At 40.9% G+C, this 15,009-nt stretch carries 14 protein-coding genes; 12 read left to right on the plus strand and 2 right to left on the minus strand.

Annotated features, from left to right (window positions below; genetic code table 11):
* Nucleotides 1-72 precede the first annotated feature (72 nt).
* From NYP67_RS03830 to NYP67_RS03840, 3 genes are all read left to right on the plus strand, one after another.
* Entirely contained in the window at nt 73-1,266 is a 1,194-nt protein-coding gene (locus NYP67_RS03830) for an SLC13 family permease (protein ID WP_415695203.1), read from the plus strand.
* A gap of 387 nt (nt 1,267-1,653) precedes the next feature.
* Complete coding sequence (locus tag NYP67_RS03835; protein ID WP_174191343.1) at nt 1,654-3,027, plus strand: PTS ascorbate transporter subunit IIC; 1,374 nt, start codon at nt 1,654-1,656, stop codon at nt 3,025-3,027.
* A 186-nt stretch (nt 3,028-3,213) separates the two neighbouring features.
* Nucleotides 3,214-3,942, plus strand: a complete 729-nt coding sequence (locus NYP67_RS03840; protein ID WP_032835916.1) for a GntR family transcriptional regulator — start codon at nt 3,214-3,216, stop codon at nt 3,940-3,942.
* A 102-nt stretch (nt 3,943-4,044) separates the two neighbouring features.
* On the opposite strand, the gene rpsT is transcribed toward NYP67_RS03840, so the two are convergent.
* Nucleotides 4,045-4,305 (minus strand): 30S ribosomal protein S20, encoded by a 261-nt coding sequence (rpsT, locus tag NYP67_RS03845; protein WP_004130697.1) that lies wholly within the window; start codon nt 4,303-4,305, stop codon nt 4,045-4,047.
* Nucleotides 4,306-4,500: 195 nt separating this feature from the next.
* Here rpsT and lepA point away from each other — a divergent pair, with 195 nt between their 5' ends.
* From lepA to NYP67_RS03890, 9 genes are all read left to right on the plus strand, one after another.
* Entirely contained in the window at nt 4,501-6,381 is a 1,881-nt protein-coding gene (gene lepA, locus NYP67_RS03850) for a translation elongation factor 4 (RefSeq protein ID WP_004133237.1), read from the plus strand.
* Nucleotides 6,382-6,434: 53 nt separating this feature from the next.
* A complete protein-coding gene (gene hemW / locus NYP67_RS03855) occupies nt 6,435-7,700 on the plus strand; it encodes a radical SAM family heme chaperone HemW (RefSeq protein ID WP_415695205.1) in 1,266 nt (421 codons plus the stop codon).
* 45 nt (nt 7,701-7,745) lie between these two features.
* A complete protein-coding gene (locus NYP67_RS03860) occupies nt 7,746-8,201 on the plus strand; it encodes a tripartite tricarboxylate transporter TctB family protein (protein ID WP_115761865.1) in 456 nt (151 codons plus the stop codon).
* Nucleotides 8,202-8,737: 536 nt separating this feature from the next.
* On the plus strand, nt 8,738-10,108 hold the full coding sequence (locus NYP67_RS03865) for an ABC transporter permease (RefSeq protein ID WP_016635812.1): 1,371 nt from the start codon (nt 8,738-8,740) through the stop codon (nt 10,106-10,108).
* 24 nt (nt 10,109-10,132) lie between these two features.
* Nucleotides 10,133-11,497 carry an ABC transporter permease gene (locus tag NYP67_RS03870; protein WP_415695160.1) on the plus strand — a complete coding sequence of 455 codons (1,365 nt, stop codon included), beginning with the start codon at nt 10,133-10,135 and terminating at the stop codon, nt 11,495-11,497.
* A gap of 167 nt (nt 11,498-11,664) precedes the next feature.
* Nucleotides 11,665-12,306: an ABC transporter ATP-binding protein gene (locus tag NYP67_RS03875; protein WP_004130704.1), complete on the plus strand. Its 642-nt coding sequence runs from the start codon at nt 11,665-11,667 to the stop codon at nt 12,304-12,306.
* Nucleotides 12,307-12,484: 178 nt separating this feature from the next.
* Nucleotides 12,485-12,949 carry a 5-(carboxyamino)imidazole ribonucleotide mutase gene (purE, locus tag NYP67_RS03880; RefSeq protein ID WP_217430129.1) on the plus strand — a complete coding sequence of 155 codons (465 nt, stop codon included), beginning with the start codon at nt 12,485-12,487 and terminating at the stop codon, nt 12,947-12,949.
* On the plus strand, nt 12,933-14,105 hold the full coding sequence (purK, locus tag NYP67_RS03885) for a 5-(carboxyamino)imidazole ribonucleotide synthase (RefSeq protein WP_004130706.1): 1,173 nt from the start codon (nt 12,933-12,935) through the stop codon (nt 14,103-14,105). Before purE ends, purK begins: the two co-directional genes overlap by 17 nt.
* A gap of 27 nt (nt 14,106-14,132) precedes the next feature.
* Nucleotides 14,133-14,543: a Fur family transcriptional regulator gene (locus NYP67_RS03890; RefSeq protein WP_004130708.1), complete on the plus strand. Its 411-nt coding sequence runs from the start codon at nt 14,133-14,135 to the stop codon at nt 14,541-14,543.
* Between the two features lie 101 nt (nt 14,544-14,644).
* Here the strand turns inward: NYP67_RS03890 and NYP67_RS03895 are convergent, their stop codons facing one another.
* Nucleotides 14,645-14,926 (minus strand): HU family DNA-binding protein, encoded by a 282-nt coding sequence (locus NYP67_RS03895; RefSeq protein ID WP_004112617.1) that lies wholly within the window; start codon nt 14,924-14,926, stop codon nt 14,645-14,647.
* Nucleotides 14,927-15,009: the final 83 nt, after the last annotated feature.

Genomic DNA, 15,009 nt, shown 5'->3' on the forward strand with positions numbered 1-15,009 from the left:
GGAATTTTTGTCTCTTTGGATTGGGTCTCTTATACAATTTTATAAGTTGTGTATTTTAGTTGCGGAGGAATGATGAGGCGTTGGCTTCTGAATTTGGTCAAATGTGAGACCATCCTTATTGTAGCCGCCGTTTTAGCTGTTATTTCTTGCTTTTTTGTTCCACCCGATGCGCAATATTTTAGCTACATTCACGTAAACACTATTTCTCAGCTTGTTTGCTTAATGATGGTTGTTTGCGGATTCCAGCGAATAGGCGTTTTTAGAAGTATTGGCGCGAATCTTCTTAGAAGAGTTAGAACTGAGCGCGGATTAGTTCTGGTTCTTATGTCTTTAACGTTTTTCTCGGCAATGCTTATTACAAACGATGTTGCTCTTGTGACTTTTGTGCCTTTTGCGATTTCTGTTTTGATGATGGCAAATGCCGAGAAGCACGCAATTCTTATTGTGACTTTAATGACGATTGGCGCAAACGTTGGAAGTATGCTAACTCCTATTGGCAACGCGCATAATTTGTATCTTAAAGCGCTTACTGGAATGTCTACGAGCGATTTTCTTTCCATTATGGCTCCGTATACGCTTACTGCTGCGATTCTTATGATTGCGTTTGCGTTTGTGTTCTTTAGTTCTAGAAAAGTCGATCAATTTGAAGGCTTGCATGGAGACGATATTGAGCAAGGCGTTTTGGCTCCGCATTCTAAATCGCCTAAGCCAGACGAGATTCGCGTTATGGGCTATGGTGTTGGCTTTACTCAATGGCGAGTTGTTGTTTACAGCCTTTTGTTTATTTTGTGTTTGTGTGGAGTAGCTGGCTGGATTCCAGACTGGATTATGGTTTTGGCAGTTGTTATTGCCTTTATTATTTGTGATTCGCATGTGTTCCGCGCTTTGGATTGGGCTTTGCCTCTTACGTTTATAATGTTCTTCATTTTTATTGGGAATATGCGCAGAGTTCCTGGATTTACCGAGATTGCGCAAATGTGGGTTGGTTCTCACCCTATGGAAGTTTCGGTTGTTTCTAGTCAAATGATTAGTAACGTTCCAACAACTATTTTGCTTTCTGGCTTCTGCGACCAGTGGAAGATGCTTATTATTGGCACTAATCTTGGCGGTATGGGAACGCTTATTGCGTCTATGGCGTCTTTGATTTCGTACAAGAGCATTACGCATAAGTACCCTCATAATAAGGGTCGCTATTTGCTTATGTACACAATTGTGAATCTTCTTTTCTTGGCTGTTTTGATTGGCTTATCTTGGATTATTGAGTAGCGTTTTTTGGTTTTGCGCGATTTTTGTCGCCATGCGGCGTGTCTTTTTAAGAATTATTGTGATTATTTTCACATATTTTTAAGTTATTGACGAATTAAAGACTATTAATTTTCAGATTATATACGATTTTGTTATATTATTTTCTGTTAAATCACGATTGTGCATAATAATTTTCATTTTATTTGTGATATGCCTAAAAATTGCCATAAATGGATATAACGTTATAACAAATTTATGTCTTGGCTTATCCATTATTATGACTTTTGAATTAAATAAATTCGGGCATATTCTGGTTTGATTTAGCTAATTACACTATCTCTCTTGTAATTTGCGTTTTCATGCCAAAATGTGTCTAAAAATATTAACATACAAAATAAGGAGAGAACTGTGAACGGTATTCTTTCTATACTGCTCGATGTTTTCCGGCAACCAGCTGTAATAGTTGCAATGATTTCTTTGATTGGACTTGCAGTTCAAGGCAAAAGTATTTCTAACATTGTACAAGGTTCTATTCGTACAATGGTTGGATTTTTGGTTTTGGCTGCAGGCTCTGGCGTTGTAACTCAAGCGCTTGATCCGTTTGGAAGTATGTTCCAATATGCTTTCCACGTTCAAGGTGTAGTTCCAAACAATGAGGCAATTATTGGAACCGTTCTTTTAAAGTACGGTTCGGAATCTGCTCTCATCTTCTTCTTTGGAATGATTGTAAACATTATTCTTTCTCTAACATCTCGCTTCAAATTCATTTATCTAACTGGTCATGTTGCTTTCTACATGGCTAGTATGATTGCAGTAATCTTCAATGTTGCAGGTTTTAACACTTTAGCCGTTATTATTTTCGGCTCTCTTGCACAGGGCTTATTTATTACGATTTCACCAGCGTTGGTGCAGTCGTTTATGCGTAAAGCTTCTGGCGAAGATGACGTAGCACTTGGCCACCCAGCTAGCAGTGGTGTTCTTATTGGAACTTTAGTTGCAAAGCTCACGCGCTCTAAAAAGCATCCGTCTAAGTCTACCGAAGATATTAAGTTCCCATCTGCTCTTGGATTCTTAAAAGACACAACCGTTTTAATTGCGCTTTCAATGGCCATTATTTACATTGTGGTTGCTCTTTTTGCAGGCCCTGAGTTTATTGAGTCAAAGCTTTCGGGCGGTCAGAACTTTATTGTGTTCGTTATTCTTAAAGCAGCAATGTTCTCTGCAGGCGTATTTGTTATTCTTGCAGGCGTTCAAGTTGTTTTAGATGAGATTGTTCCAGCATTTAAGGGAATATCCGAAAAATTGGTTAAAAACGCTAAGCCAGCATTGGATGCTCCTATGACCTTTGGCTTTGCTCCAAACGCCGTTCTTATTGGATTCCTTGCAAGCTTTGCTGGAGGAATTGTTGGAATGGTTATTATGGCCTTGGCTGGAACAACTGTTGTTATTCCAGGAATTGTTGCGCACTTTATGGCTGGCGGTGTTACTGGCGTGTTTAGCAATGGTCAGGCTGGTAGAAGAGGATGCATTATAGGCGGTTTTGTTAATGGCCTTGTTATTACATTCTTGCCTTTGCTTCTTTTGCCTGTTTTGGGCAATATTGGCTCTGCAAATTCAACCTATTCCGACGCCGACTACGGTGTAGCAGGCGTAATACTTGGCTATTCCAACGTTGCGGGCGGAAGAATTTTGATTATTGTTGCAATCGCTATTTTCTACGTTCTTTTCTATGCGTCGTCAATAATATTGACTCGTTTAGAAAAGAAAAAGTTAAATCGCTAGCAACAAACAATTCTGCTTCTAGCGCGTCGAATTACATATTGGACTAATAAACTGATACTATTAGTTCTATATGTATTCAAAAGAATTTTTGTAAGAATTGTCGTAGAATCATAAGGCTTAAGAATCGTAGGATTTTAGGCAATTCTTACAATTGTTTTTCTAATCATCCTGTTTGGAGAGTGAATTGTGACTGAAGGTGTACCTAAATATATAGCAGTGCGCGATAATCTTAGAAAGCGCATTGACTTAATGAAGCCGCAGGAGCAGCTCCCTCCAGAATTAGAATTATGCAAACAATACAATGTTAGTCGAATAACACTTAGGCATGCGGTAGATAGTTTGATTCTAGAAGGTTTGCTTGTTAGGATTCAAGGAAAAGGAACTTTTAGAGCAAATAATATTGTTCATAGCTCTGATCGAGAAGTTATATCAGATCAGATTCAAGGATTCTTTCAAAATTATTCCGAAGATAATGCAAACGTGATGATTAAGGTTATTCAAAACAGCATTGTTAAAGACGAATCAGCTGCGAATAAGCTTGGTTTAGATGAATCGGAAGACTTGATTTGTGTAAAGCGACTAAAATACGTTAATAACGTTTTATCAAGTTATATTGTTGTTTATCTTTCGGCATCTAGATTCCCTAAGGTTTTGAATATCGATTTTTCTAAGCAATCAATAGTGAATTTCTTGGAAAGTGATTATGCTGTAAAGCTTTACGAAAATGATTTATTAATTCGCGTTGAACAATTATGCGACGATATGTCTGAATTCTTACATGTTGAGCCAAAAACTCCAGCGCTTACTGTTGAGTCGATTGTTAAAGATTCTTTTGGCTCTATAATCGCCTATGGAGTTGGTATTCATACGCCTAATTATGGAGATATTCAATTTAAGATGCACGTTAATTCGTAAGCTTTGCGCTGTTTTGTACGATACAAAAATCCCCGTTGCCAAATGAAATCAGATGGTAGCGGGGATTTTTCAAACTCTAATTAATTCGCAATTATGCGATTATTAAAGAGCGTTGATTGCTACAGCAAGGCCAGACTTGCGATTTGCAGCCTGATTCTTGTGAATCACGCCACGGCCTGCAGCCTTATCGAGCTTCTGAGAAGCTACTGCAAAAGCAGCCTGTGCAGCAGCCTTGTCACCAGCGGAAATGGCTTCGCGAGTAGCGCGGATAGCAGTCTTCAAAGCAGACTTTACTGCCACGTTACGCTTGTGTGCCTTTTCATTGGTGAGCACGCGCTTTTTCTGCGACTTAATGTTTGCCACTATTACTCCAAACGACGTTTACTATACTAAGGACATACAGTGAACAAGCATAGCATGGTTTATGGATAAGTGTTTCTAGGGTAGTCAAGTGTTTCTAGGGTAGTCAAGTTGCTAACATTAGTTAGTTGCAATACTTTTCGCATATTTGATTGCTCGTATAGTTTGCTCGTATAGACTTAAAAGGAGATATTTGCTTTGATTACACCGCATAACCAGCCAGGATTTACGGATCAATCGTTGATACGCAACTTCTGCATTATTGCGCATATAGATCACGGCAAATCTACTGTAGCGGATCGCATTTTGCAGCTTTCGGGAATTGTGCCAGAACGCGAGATGCGAGACCGATTCTTGGATCGCATGGATATTGAGCAAGAGCGCGGAATCACTATTAAATCGCAAGCTGTTCGAGTTCCGTGGACTTTTGACGGCAAAGAGTACTCACTAGGAATGATTGATACTCCTGGTCACGTTGATTTTACTTACGAAGTTTCGCGTGCGCTTGCAGCATGCGAAGGTGCGGTTTTGCTTGTGGATGCAACTCAAGGCATTGAAGCGCAGACGCTTTCTAATCTTTATATGGCAATCGAACACGATCTAACAATTATTCCTGTATTAAACAAAATCGATTTGCCTAGTGCGGAGCCAGATAAGCATGCGGAAGAAATAGCTGGCTTAATTGGATGCAAGCCTAACGAAGTTTTGCGCGTTTCTGGAAAAACTGGCGAAGGCGTTAAAGATCTTCTCGACCAAATCGTGCTGGAAGTGCCAGCTCCTAGTGGAAATCCTAATGGTGCTGCTCGCGCGCTTATTTTTGACTCCGTCTACGATTCGTATCGCGGAATTGTTACATATATTCGTATGGTTGATGGCGAGCTTAAATCGCGTGAAAAGCTTCACATGATGGGCATTGGCATGACGCACGATCCTATTGAAATCGGCGTTATTAGCCCAGATATGACTCCGACTAAGGCGCTTGGCGCTGGCGAAGTCGGCTACGTAATTACGGGTGCAAAAGACGTTAGCCAATCTAAAGTTGGCGACACTATTACTAGTGCTGCGCATCCTGCATCTGAGCCGTTGGAGGGCTACAGAGACCCTAAGCCTATGGTTTACGCAGGTCTTTTCCCAATTGATAACGCGCAATTCCCAGAGCTTAGAGACGCGCTAGATAAGCTAAAACTTAATGATGCTGCTCTTATTTACGAGCCAGAAACGTCGGTTGCATTGGGCTTTGGTTTCCGTTGCGGATTCTTAGGTCTTTTGCATATGGAGATTGTTTCTGAGCGTTTAAGCCGCGAGTTTGGCTTGGATCTTATTTCAACTGCTCCAAATGTAACTTATGACGTTACTAGCGAAGACGGTACCGAGCATCATGTGACTAATCCTAGTGAGTTCCCAGAAGGCAAAATCAAGCGCATTATTGAGCCAATGGTTGCTGCCGATATTATTGCTCCAAAAGATTTTATTGGCGCGATTATGGATTTGTGCCAGGATCATCGCGGAGAAATGGGCACAATGGAATACATTAGTGCCGACAGAGTGGAAATGCACTACAGGATTCCTCTTGCGGAAATTGTTTTTGACTTCTTCGATCAGCTTAAAAGCCGCACAAAGGGTTATGCTTCGCTGGATTACCACGAAGATGGCGAGCAAGCTGCAGATCTTGTTAAGGTAGATATTCTTATTCAGGGAGATAAGGTTGATGCTTTTAGCGCGATTGTTCACCGCGATAAGGCTTATTCTTACGGCGTTATGATGACGAAGAAGCTTCGTGGCCTTATTCCTCGCCAGCAGTTTGAGATTCCAATTCAAGCTGCGATTGGATCGCGTATTATTGCGCGCGAAACGATTAGCGCGCTTAGAAAAGATGTGCTCGCTAAGTGCTACGGCGGCGATATTACGCGTAAGCGCAAGCTTCTTGAAAAGCAGAAGGCTGGTAAGAAGCGCATGAAGATGCTCGGACACGTTGAAGTTCCTCAAGAAGCATTTGTTGCAGCTTTGGCTACAGACGATAATGCGAACGATAGAGATACTAAAGATAAGATTCGCGCTGCGCAAAAATCCGAAGGCTGAGGCTTATATTGAATTTTGAATCGAACAAGTCTAGTGAAGATTCGCGTTCAATCATGCCTTTTGAAGTGTACGTGCATGTGCCGTTTTGTTTGCGACGCTGCGGTTACTGCGATTTTAACACGTATACAGCTCACGATTTGGGGGAGGGCGCAAGTCGAAGCGGATACGCGGATGTTGCAATTCGCGAGATGCGTCTTGTAAAAAAGTGGCAGGAATTCCACGGGATTTTCGAGCCTAAAGCGCAATCTGTTTTCTTTGGTGGAGGCACTCCGACTGTTCTTAAAGCGCAAGATTTAGTGCGAATTTTGCGTGAAATCAGCGAATTGTGGGGCATTATGCCTGGTGCGGAAGTCACTACGGAAGCAAACCCAGATACCGCAGACGAGTCTTATATTGAAACGCTTGCAAAAGGCGGATTTACGCGAATATCTTTTGGAATGCAATCTGCTGTGCCACACGTGCTAAAAACGCTTGACCGCACACATACTCCAGAAAACGTAGAGCGCGGAGTTAAAGCGGCGGATGCTTGCGGATTGCAATCTAGTGTTGATTTGATTTATGGCGCTCCAGGGGAGAGCATAGACGATTGGCGAAAGTCAGTAGAAATGGCTTTGAGCCTGGGAGTTAATCACGTTTCCGCATATGCGCTAACAGTAGAGCCGCGCACAAAAATGGGTCGTCAAATTGCTGCTGGCACAATTCAAGCGCCAGATGACGATGATGAAGCAGCAAAATACGAGTTGGCAGATAGTCTTTTTAGTTCTGCTGGCTTAAAGTGGTACGAGATTTCTAATTGGGCGCGCACTGGTTTTGAGTCTCGCCACAATCTTGGATATTGGAAGAACATTGATTGGGCAGGAATTGGCCCTGGAGCGCATTCGCATTACAATTCGGCGAGTGGTCTTAATAAGCAAAGCATGGATGATTGTGCTGTTTTGGCGGATTCAAGCAAGTTTTACAATCTTAGATCTTGGGATATTTTGCATCCAAAACGCTGGGCGCAGGCGATTAATGCAGGAAACGTGCCTTGGCAAAACTACGAGTGCATAAATAGCGAGGACGCGTTAATAGAAGAAGTAATGCTTGGTTTGCGCATTAGGGAAGGGCTTAGCGTTGATGAATTGTGCACAAAAATGCGTAAAGCCAATTGCGGATTTGACGATTCGTATTTGCAAAAAGTGCTAATCGAAGTGTGTAAAGAAGATTTGGCAGTGTTGCACGAGAATCGTATTATTGCAACGCGCAAAGGTAGGCTGCTCAACGATTTATTAATCGAAAAAATTGTTGATGCGTGCCAAAATGGCGTAGTTATGCGTTAAAATGATTCGTATTGTGTGAAAATTCAACGCAGAAAGGAATCAATCATGGCAAACCGCAAGGAGCGTAGAGCAAAAGCCAGGCAGAATCGTAGGGGAATCCCGTCTCAATACGATCAAACAAATGGCCGCGGTCGTGGCGGAATGATTGATGAATACAATCTGCAAGAACATTCAAGAAGACTTCAAGAAAACGGCGTTGATGGATGGAAGCCATCTTCTAGCGTTACGCAAAGCCAGAGCAAGATGGAACGCAATATTAAGCGCGCGCAGGCTGGAGATGATACGTGGAATGCTGTTCGCAAGGTTATTGGTGTGTGCTCTTGGGCTGTTCTTTTGCTTTCTGCGTTTGCTTTCTTGGTGATTATGTGGCTGCCAAGCCAGCCGATGGCGCTTGTTATAACTGTTGCAGTGTTGTTTGCGTTGGGCGTATTTGGGCTGTTCTTTAGCTTTAGCAACTCTAAGCAAAATCCGCGTCTCGACGAGCATGGCACTGCGCTTTAATTAGATTTTGGCCGATTTAGGTGTGTTTATAAATAAATAAAACTGTTTTTAATAAATTAATAAATTAAGGCGAGTACTTTGGTAACGCAATGTGCTCGCCTTAATTGTTGTTGTATGCGCATTTAGCCATGCAAATCCTACAAAATAATCATGCAAATCCTAGTCAAATCATGCAAAATAAATTTTTTTGATTGCAAAGTTTTAATTTATAAAACTTACTAATAGATTAATAAATTTTCTTCTATTAACATTTAGTTGTATAAATTATTTCAAATGATTATAACAATATGTCATATATTTTTTATTGAAAATCAGTAATTTTCATAAAATTTTCTAAGATTTTTGAAGATAATAAACAGATTATTCACAGTGTTTTATAAGGGTAAATAATATAGGCTACGTGATTGTACTTGCTGTGCAGCCTGCATGATTTTATGCGATTTTGTATGATTCACGCGGCTTGTACTTATTGTACTGATATTAATGATTGAATAACATACGATTTAACTACAAATGTTCGATGAGGATGGTAGTCAATGACATTTATTTCTCGCGCAATACGCTACGTTTTGAGAAAAAGAGTAAAAACAGCAATCGTGTTTGTAATACTAGCTTTGATTTCAACGCTTTTGCTAGCATCTTCTGCAGTTGCAATTGCTGCAGAAAAAGAAGGAAAAAAGGTAGAAGAACAAGCGGAATCTAGTTTTGTTTTAGCAAATAATCCGCAAGTAAATCCTGGAACTCCTAGGGGAGCGGGAACCGTTAAACCAAGTGATGTTAAAAAAATCGCGTCACTAAAAAACGTTGATTCGTATGTTTTGCGTCAAAATGTTACAGCCGATTTAGTTGATGCAAAAGCAGCTAGAATCAAAGGTGTTCAAGACTACGATGCGCGCAGAGAAAAGCAATTTGGCAATGCTGTAAACCTAGAAGGAACAAATTCTTCTAAAGGATTAAATGCTTTCAAAACAAAATCAATTCACATGGTTAAAGGAAGGGCTTTGCGCGAATCAGATGAGCATGCATCCTTAATCCACGAAGATTTAGCAAAACTAAATGGCTTAAAATTAGGCGATTCGCTAACGCTTAAAGCAAACCCTTTCGACGCCGATAACCTTAACCATTCTACGGAGCAAGTAAAAACACGCATAGTTGGAATTTACGGCGGAGCTAACAATCGCCCAGTTGCAACGCGTGCAGAATTAACTGCAAATACTGTGTATACAGATTTAAAAACAACCAGAGAGCTTTACAAATATAAGCCTGGAAAAGAGATATACCAGGACGCAAGTTTTAAGGTTAAAAAAGGAGTGGACGCAGATTCTGTGATTGAAGAAGCGTCTAAGCTGCCGATTGATTTGCAAAACTATCAAATTACTCGAGATGACCAGTTTGTACAAGGCATGATTGGCGCAGCAAAAGGCGTAAAATCCATGATGAACATAACGGTTATTGCAGTAAGCGCGTTTGCTGTTGTAGCTCTTGGATTGGTTCTTATTCTTTGGATTAATGAGCGTAGAAAAGAAATTGGCGTTTTAACTTCCATTGGCGTTGGAAAAGCTTCCCTTGTGTTGCAGCAACTTTTTGAGCTTGTGTTGCTTGCGATTCCAGCTATTGCAATAGGTTATGGTTTTGCTAGCGCAATATCTCCATGGTTTAGCGACTGCGCATTAGGATCGGTAAAAAATTCCGCCGCGCAGCAGCTTAGCTCAATGGGCCAAGCTGGAGGAAACTTGGAATCAAGCATGGCCACTAGAACATTAGATAAGATTGCTGTTCAAGTTAGCTCAGATTGCTTAATTCAATCGTCATTAATGGTTCTAATGATTATTATTGTTGCGGTTGCGCTGTCTTATCTTCCTATTTTGCGAAAGTCTCCTAGAGATTTGCTTGGAATGCAAAAGTAGTTGACGTGCAAAAGTAGGTGTAAAATGACTCAAATTATAAAAAGATCTTGGCTAGCTATAGTTAGAAAACCAAGGCGTAGCGCTATTTTAGCGTTGATTATTACGGTTGTTCTTAGCGCGCTTATTTGCCAAGCGAGTGTTATTGCTTGCGTAAAAAATCTAGAGAATCAAATAACTTCCAGCATTGGTTTAGGCTTTAGCGTTTACGCAAAAACGCAAGGGCAGACTTTGCCAGAGTATGAATCTTCCAGCGATTCTGCTGGTGATTCTACTGGTGATTCCGCTAAACAATCGCAGCAAGATATTCCTCAAGATTTGCAAAAAAACGAAGGAATTCCCGAAAGTCTTATTGCAAAATTTAAAAAGATTAGTGGAATAAAAACCATTGCAGAAGAAAAAGATGTTTTAGCAAATCCTGTTAACGCTAAAATTGTAGCGCCAATAAATGGTCCGCGTTTAGACAATGATGGAATGTTTTCGCTTGTTTCAATAACGGGAACAACTAAATCACAGTTAGCGCAGGGATTCCAAGAAGGATTATATAAGCTTGAGGAAGGCAATCATATTGATTCTTCGGTTGCTGGCGACTTTAAGCGCGCGAAATCTGCAATAATTCACAAGAGCTTTGCTAAACAAAATAATCTTAAACTCGGGTCTGTTTTAACTCTAAAACAAGGCAGCAAAAGCGTTAATCTTAAGGTTGTTGGAATTTTTTCTGGCAAGATGCAAACAAAGGGTGCGCTTCCTTCCGACTCTTCCGAAAATCGCGTAATAACTGATTTAGAATCCGCTCTTTACTTGTTTGGAAGTAAAAATCGCAGCTCTATAAAGTGCGTTATGCAAAATTCAAATAATCTAGAAAAAGCTTTAAAAGAAGCCAATAAAATCGCTAAAAACTATGGCAACGGCATGATTTCTGTAGAAAATAATGCGCAAAGATTTGCCTCTGTTCTTCAATCCGTAAAAACAGTTAAGCAATTAGTAACAATGATTTTAATGTGTCTTGCATTAGTCGGAATCATAGTGCTTGGCTTAGTTCTTGTTTTTTGGGTTCGAGGAAGGATTCACGAAGTTGGCGTTCTAATGGCAATTGGTGTAGAAAAACGTGTTATAGCTTTGCAAATGATTATAGAAGTTTTTATAATATCCGCATTTTGCTCAGTGCTGTCTACTGCGATTAGTGCTGCAATATCGTCTAGCGTTGGATCAGTGCTATTGGCAAATGTTGCAAATGGTGCAATTACATACTCGCCAAATCAGTCTTTGCTAACTGGCCAAACAGCGTTTTCTATTCTTTTAGGATTCGCTATAGCGTTTGCGTCTCTATGCATTGCATTTGTGCCAATAATGCTTAAAAAGCCGCGTTCTATACTCAGTTCAATTAGTTAGAGGAGATTAAAGTGGCGTATTTTTATGCACATAACGCTTGCGATTAGTGAGCAGAACAAGTGCATAGGCCGAAGTAAGCATAAAAATAATAGGTAGATTTATAACACAGATTTATAAAAAATATAGATTCATAAAATATAGAGATTAATAGAATATTGGAGTTTATTATGACAACTTTATTAAAACTAAACAACGTTGATTACTCTTATGGAGCGACTCATATTGCGGTTCTTAAAAATGTTAATGCAGATTTTGAAGCTGGGAAAATCTATAGCATAACGGGTCCATCGGGAGCTGGAAAATCAACCATGTTATCTCTTCTTGCTGGTTTAGACTCGCCAACAAGTGGAACAGTATTGTTTAACGGGCAGGATGTTTCCAAGAATGGCGGTTATGCTAATCATCGTAAGAATAATGTTTCCTTAGTTTTTCAGAGTTTTAATCTAATCGACTATTTGACTCCTGTAGAAAACTTGCGTCTTGTTAATCCAAAGGCGGATTCTGCGATTCTTAAAGAGCTGGGGCTTAGTGAAGACGAGTCCACTAGAAATATAACAAAGCTTTCTGGAGGGCAGCAGCAGCGCGTAGCTATTGCGCGAGCGCTTGTATCTTCTGCGCCTGTTATTCTTGCCGATGAGCCAACAGGTAGCTTGGATCCAAACACAACTCAAGAAGTTATAGCAATCTTAAAAGATGCAGCTCATAAACGCGGAAAATGCGTGATTGTTGTAACGCATTCTAGCGATGTTGCGGCTGCTGCAGACGTAAAATATGTTCTTAAAAATAAGCAGCTAATAAAGAAGCAATAAAGAAGCTAATAAAACACCAGTAAATCACTAATAAAACACTAATTATTAGCCATTTTTCCGTGCTTATGCGTAAAGTAAAACTTGCGTATAAACTTTGCGCATAAGCCGCGTATTTACGCATATACGGGAGGTTGTTGTGGCAGATATTTTAGATTCAAAACCTGTTGTGGCGGTTGTTATGGGCTCTTCTAGCGATTGGGAAACAATGCGCCACGCATGCGAAATCTTAGAAAGATTTAGAGTGCCGTATATGAAGCAAGTTATTTCTGCACATCGCACTCCAGAACTTATGGCAGATTTTGCGCATAGTGCTAGAAAAAACGGTTTTCGCGTGATTATTGCTGGCGCTGGTGGAGCTGCACACTTGCCAGGTATGATTGCTGCTCAAACAACGCTTCCAGTTGTTGGTGTTCCTGTAAAATCCCATGCTCTTTCGGGCTGGGATTCTTTGCTTTCTATAGTGCAAATGCCTGGCGGAATTCCAGTTGCAACAACCGCTGTTGGCAATTCTGGCGCTACAAACGCGGGCTTGCTTGCTGTAAGCATGCTTAGCACAACAGATAGTCGCCTAGAAGAAGAACTTGAAGAATACCGCAAAGAATTAAAAAAGAAGGTTGAGGAATCTAATGCCGAGCTTATGTGAAGCCACTAATGGTGCTGTAAAGTGCTTAATGCCAGGGGCAACTATTGGAATTATAGGCGGAGGTCAGCTTGGTCGCATGATGGCGATTGCTGCTAGAAGAATGGGCTTTAAAATCGGCGTTTTAGACCCAGCGCATAATTGCCCAGTGTTTCAAGTTGCGGATTTTCAAGTCGAAGCTGAATATGATGATTTGGAAGCCTTAAAAAAGCTTGCTAAAAGTTGCGATGTGCTTACGTACGAATTTGAAAACGTAAACGCAGATGCTTTAGATAGTGTGCGCGATTTAGTTGCTGTTCCTCAGGGAACCGACTTATTGCGAGTTACGCAAGACCGTGTTTTTGAAAAAAGCTTTATTAACAATCATGGTATTGAAACTGCTAAATGGCGTGAAGTAAACAATTTAGACGATTTAGATAAAGCAATCGAAGAAATCGGGCTGCCTGCAATTCTTAAAACGCGCAGAGGTGGTTACGATGGCCACGGTCAAGACGTTTTGCGCACTCAAGAAGACGTTAATAATGTTCGTAATCGCGTAGAAAATGGCCAAGAGATGCCGCCTTCTATTCTCGAAGGTTTTGTTGACTTTGCTTTTGAAGCATCAATTCTTGTTTCGGGAAATGGAAGCGAATTTGTGACTTATCCGCTTGTAAAAAACGTGCATCACAATAGCATTTTGCACATGACCTTGGCTCCTGCAAATGTTGATGCTAAGGTTCAAGAAGCTGCGCATAGTTTAGCGCTTAGATTGGCTCAAGGCTTTAAGCTTGCTGGAACGCTTGGAATAGAGCTGTTTATTACTAAAGACAATCGCGTAGTAGTAAATGAGCTTGCGCCGCGCCCACATAACTCGGGTCATTATACGATTGAAGCTTGCGATATGGATCAGTTTGAGGCTCATGTTAGAGGCATTGTTGGATGGCCACTAAAAGAGCCTAAGCTACTTTCTTCAGCCGTAATGGTTAATGTTTTAGGCCAGCATGTTGCGCCTACTCGCGCTCTTATTGCAGAGCATCCAGAATGGCATGTTCACGATTACGGCAAGGCACAGGTTCGTAAGAATCGCAAAATGGGTCATATTACTGTTCTTTGCAATAATCCTGTTGAGGAAGCCAATGTGTTAGACTCTACAGGTTGTTGGGATGACGAGCTTGATTAAAAGTTTTTTGTTGCGAAAGGTTAAATAATGGTTGGTGAGCCAATACGCAGAAACACTAAGCAAAAGGAAACAGTTCTTGAGCATTTAAGAGCTTCGCGTAATTTTGTTTCTGCTCAAAATTTGCATCGCGCGCTTGTGGAAGATGGCGAAATCATTGGGCTTGCAACCGTTTATCGCCAGCTTAATACGCTTGCACAAAGCGGAGATGTTGATACTGTGCGTTTTAATGGTCAGCAGCTTTTTAGGATTTGTGACGAGAACACGCATCATCATCATCTTGTGTGCGAAAAGTGTGGCAAAACTGTAGACATAGAGCCTCCAGACGATGAAGGTTGGATTCATAAGATTGCTGAATCTCACGGATACACAGTTATAGACCACACTTTGGAAGTGTTTGGGCTGTGCAAAGATTGCAATAGTGAGAAACTAGAGCATTAAGTTAGAGATCATAAAACATAGCGCATAAAACAAAAGAACGAGGAACAAATCCAACATTGGGATGTTCCTCGTTCTTGTAAGTCTACGCTTAAAGGTTCAACCTACTCAGTAACAGCCTTCTTAAGCAAAGAACCAGCAGAGATTCTAACACCGTAAGATGCAGGAATCTTAATGGTTTCGCCAGTACGTGGGTTGCGGCCAGTGCGCTCTGCGCGCTTTACGCGCTCAGCGGAGAACAGACCAGTGAGCTTCAATCCTTCGCCAGACTGCAAAGCCTCAACGAACACATCCTGGAATGCGTTGACAGCGGCCTCGGCCTGTGCCTTGGTAAGGTTGGACTTCTGAGCGATCTTCGAAACGAGATCAGACTTGTTGTATGCCATACAAGCATCCTTTGTGTTAGGGGCCTTCTCTTCCAAAGACCACTTTCATTCATAGATATTAGTACATTTTCCCTACAAATGCG

Source organism: Gardnerella sp. c23Ub_4, assembly GCF_055804115.1.

Bases quoted from the DNA above. Each gene is read 5' to 3' on its own strand.
- NYP67_RS03830 (WP_415695203.1), top strand. From the start codon at position 73: ATGAGGCGTTGGCTTCTGAATTTGGTCAAATGTGAGACCATCCTTATT.
- hemW (WP_415695205.1), top strand. From the start codon at position 6,435: ATGCCTTTTGAAGTGTACGTGCATGTGCCGTTTTGTTTGCGACGCTGC.
- NYP67_RS03860 (WP_115761865.1), top strand. From the start codon at position 7,746: ATGGCAAACCGCAAGGAGCGTAGAGCAAAAGCCAGGCAGAATCGTAGG.
- NYP67_RS03865 (WP_016635812.1), top strand. From the start codon at position 8,738: ATGACATTTATTTCTCGCGCAATACGCTACGTTTTGAGAAAAAGAGTA.
- NYP67_RS03870 (WP_415695160.1), top strand. From the start codon at position 10,133: ATGACTCAAATTATAAAAAGATCTTGGCTAGCTATAGTTAGAAAACCA.
- NYP67_RS03875 (WP_004130704.1), top strand. From the start codon at position 11,665: ATGACAACTTTATTAAAACTAAACAACGTTGATTACTCTTATGGAGCG.
- purE (WP_217430129.1), top strand. From the start codon at position 12,485: ATGGGCTCTTCTAGCGATTGGGAAACAATGCGCCACGCATGCGAAATC.
- purK (WP_004130706.1), top strand. From the start codon at position 12,933: ATGCCGAGCTTATGTGAAGCCACTAATGGTGCTGTAAAGTGCTTAATG.
- NYP67_RS03890 (WP_004130708.1), top strand. From the start codon at position 14,133: ATGGTTGGTGAGCCAATACGCAGAAACACTAAGCAAAAGGAAACAGTT.
- NYP67_RS03895 (WP_004112617.1), bottom strand. From the start codon at position 14,926: ATGGCATACAACAAGTCTGATCTCGTTTCGAAGATCGCTCAGAAGTCC.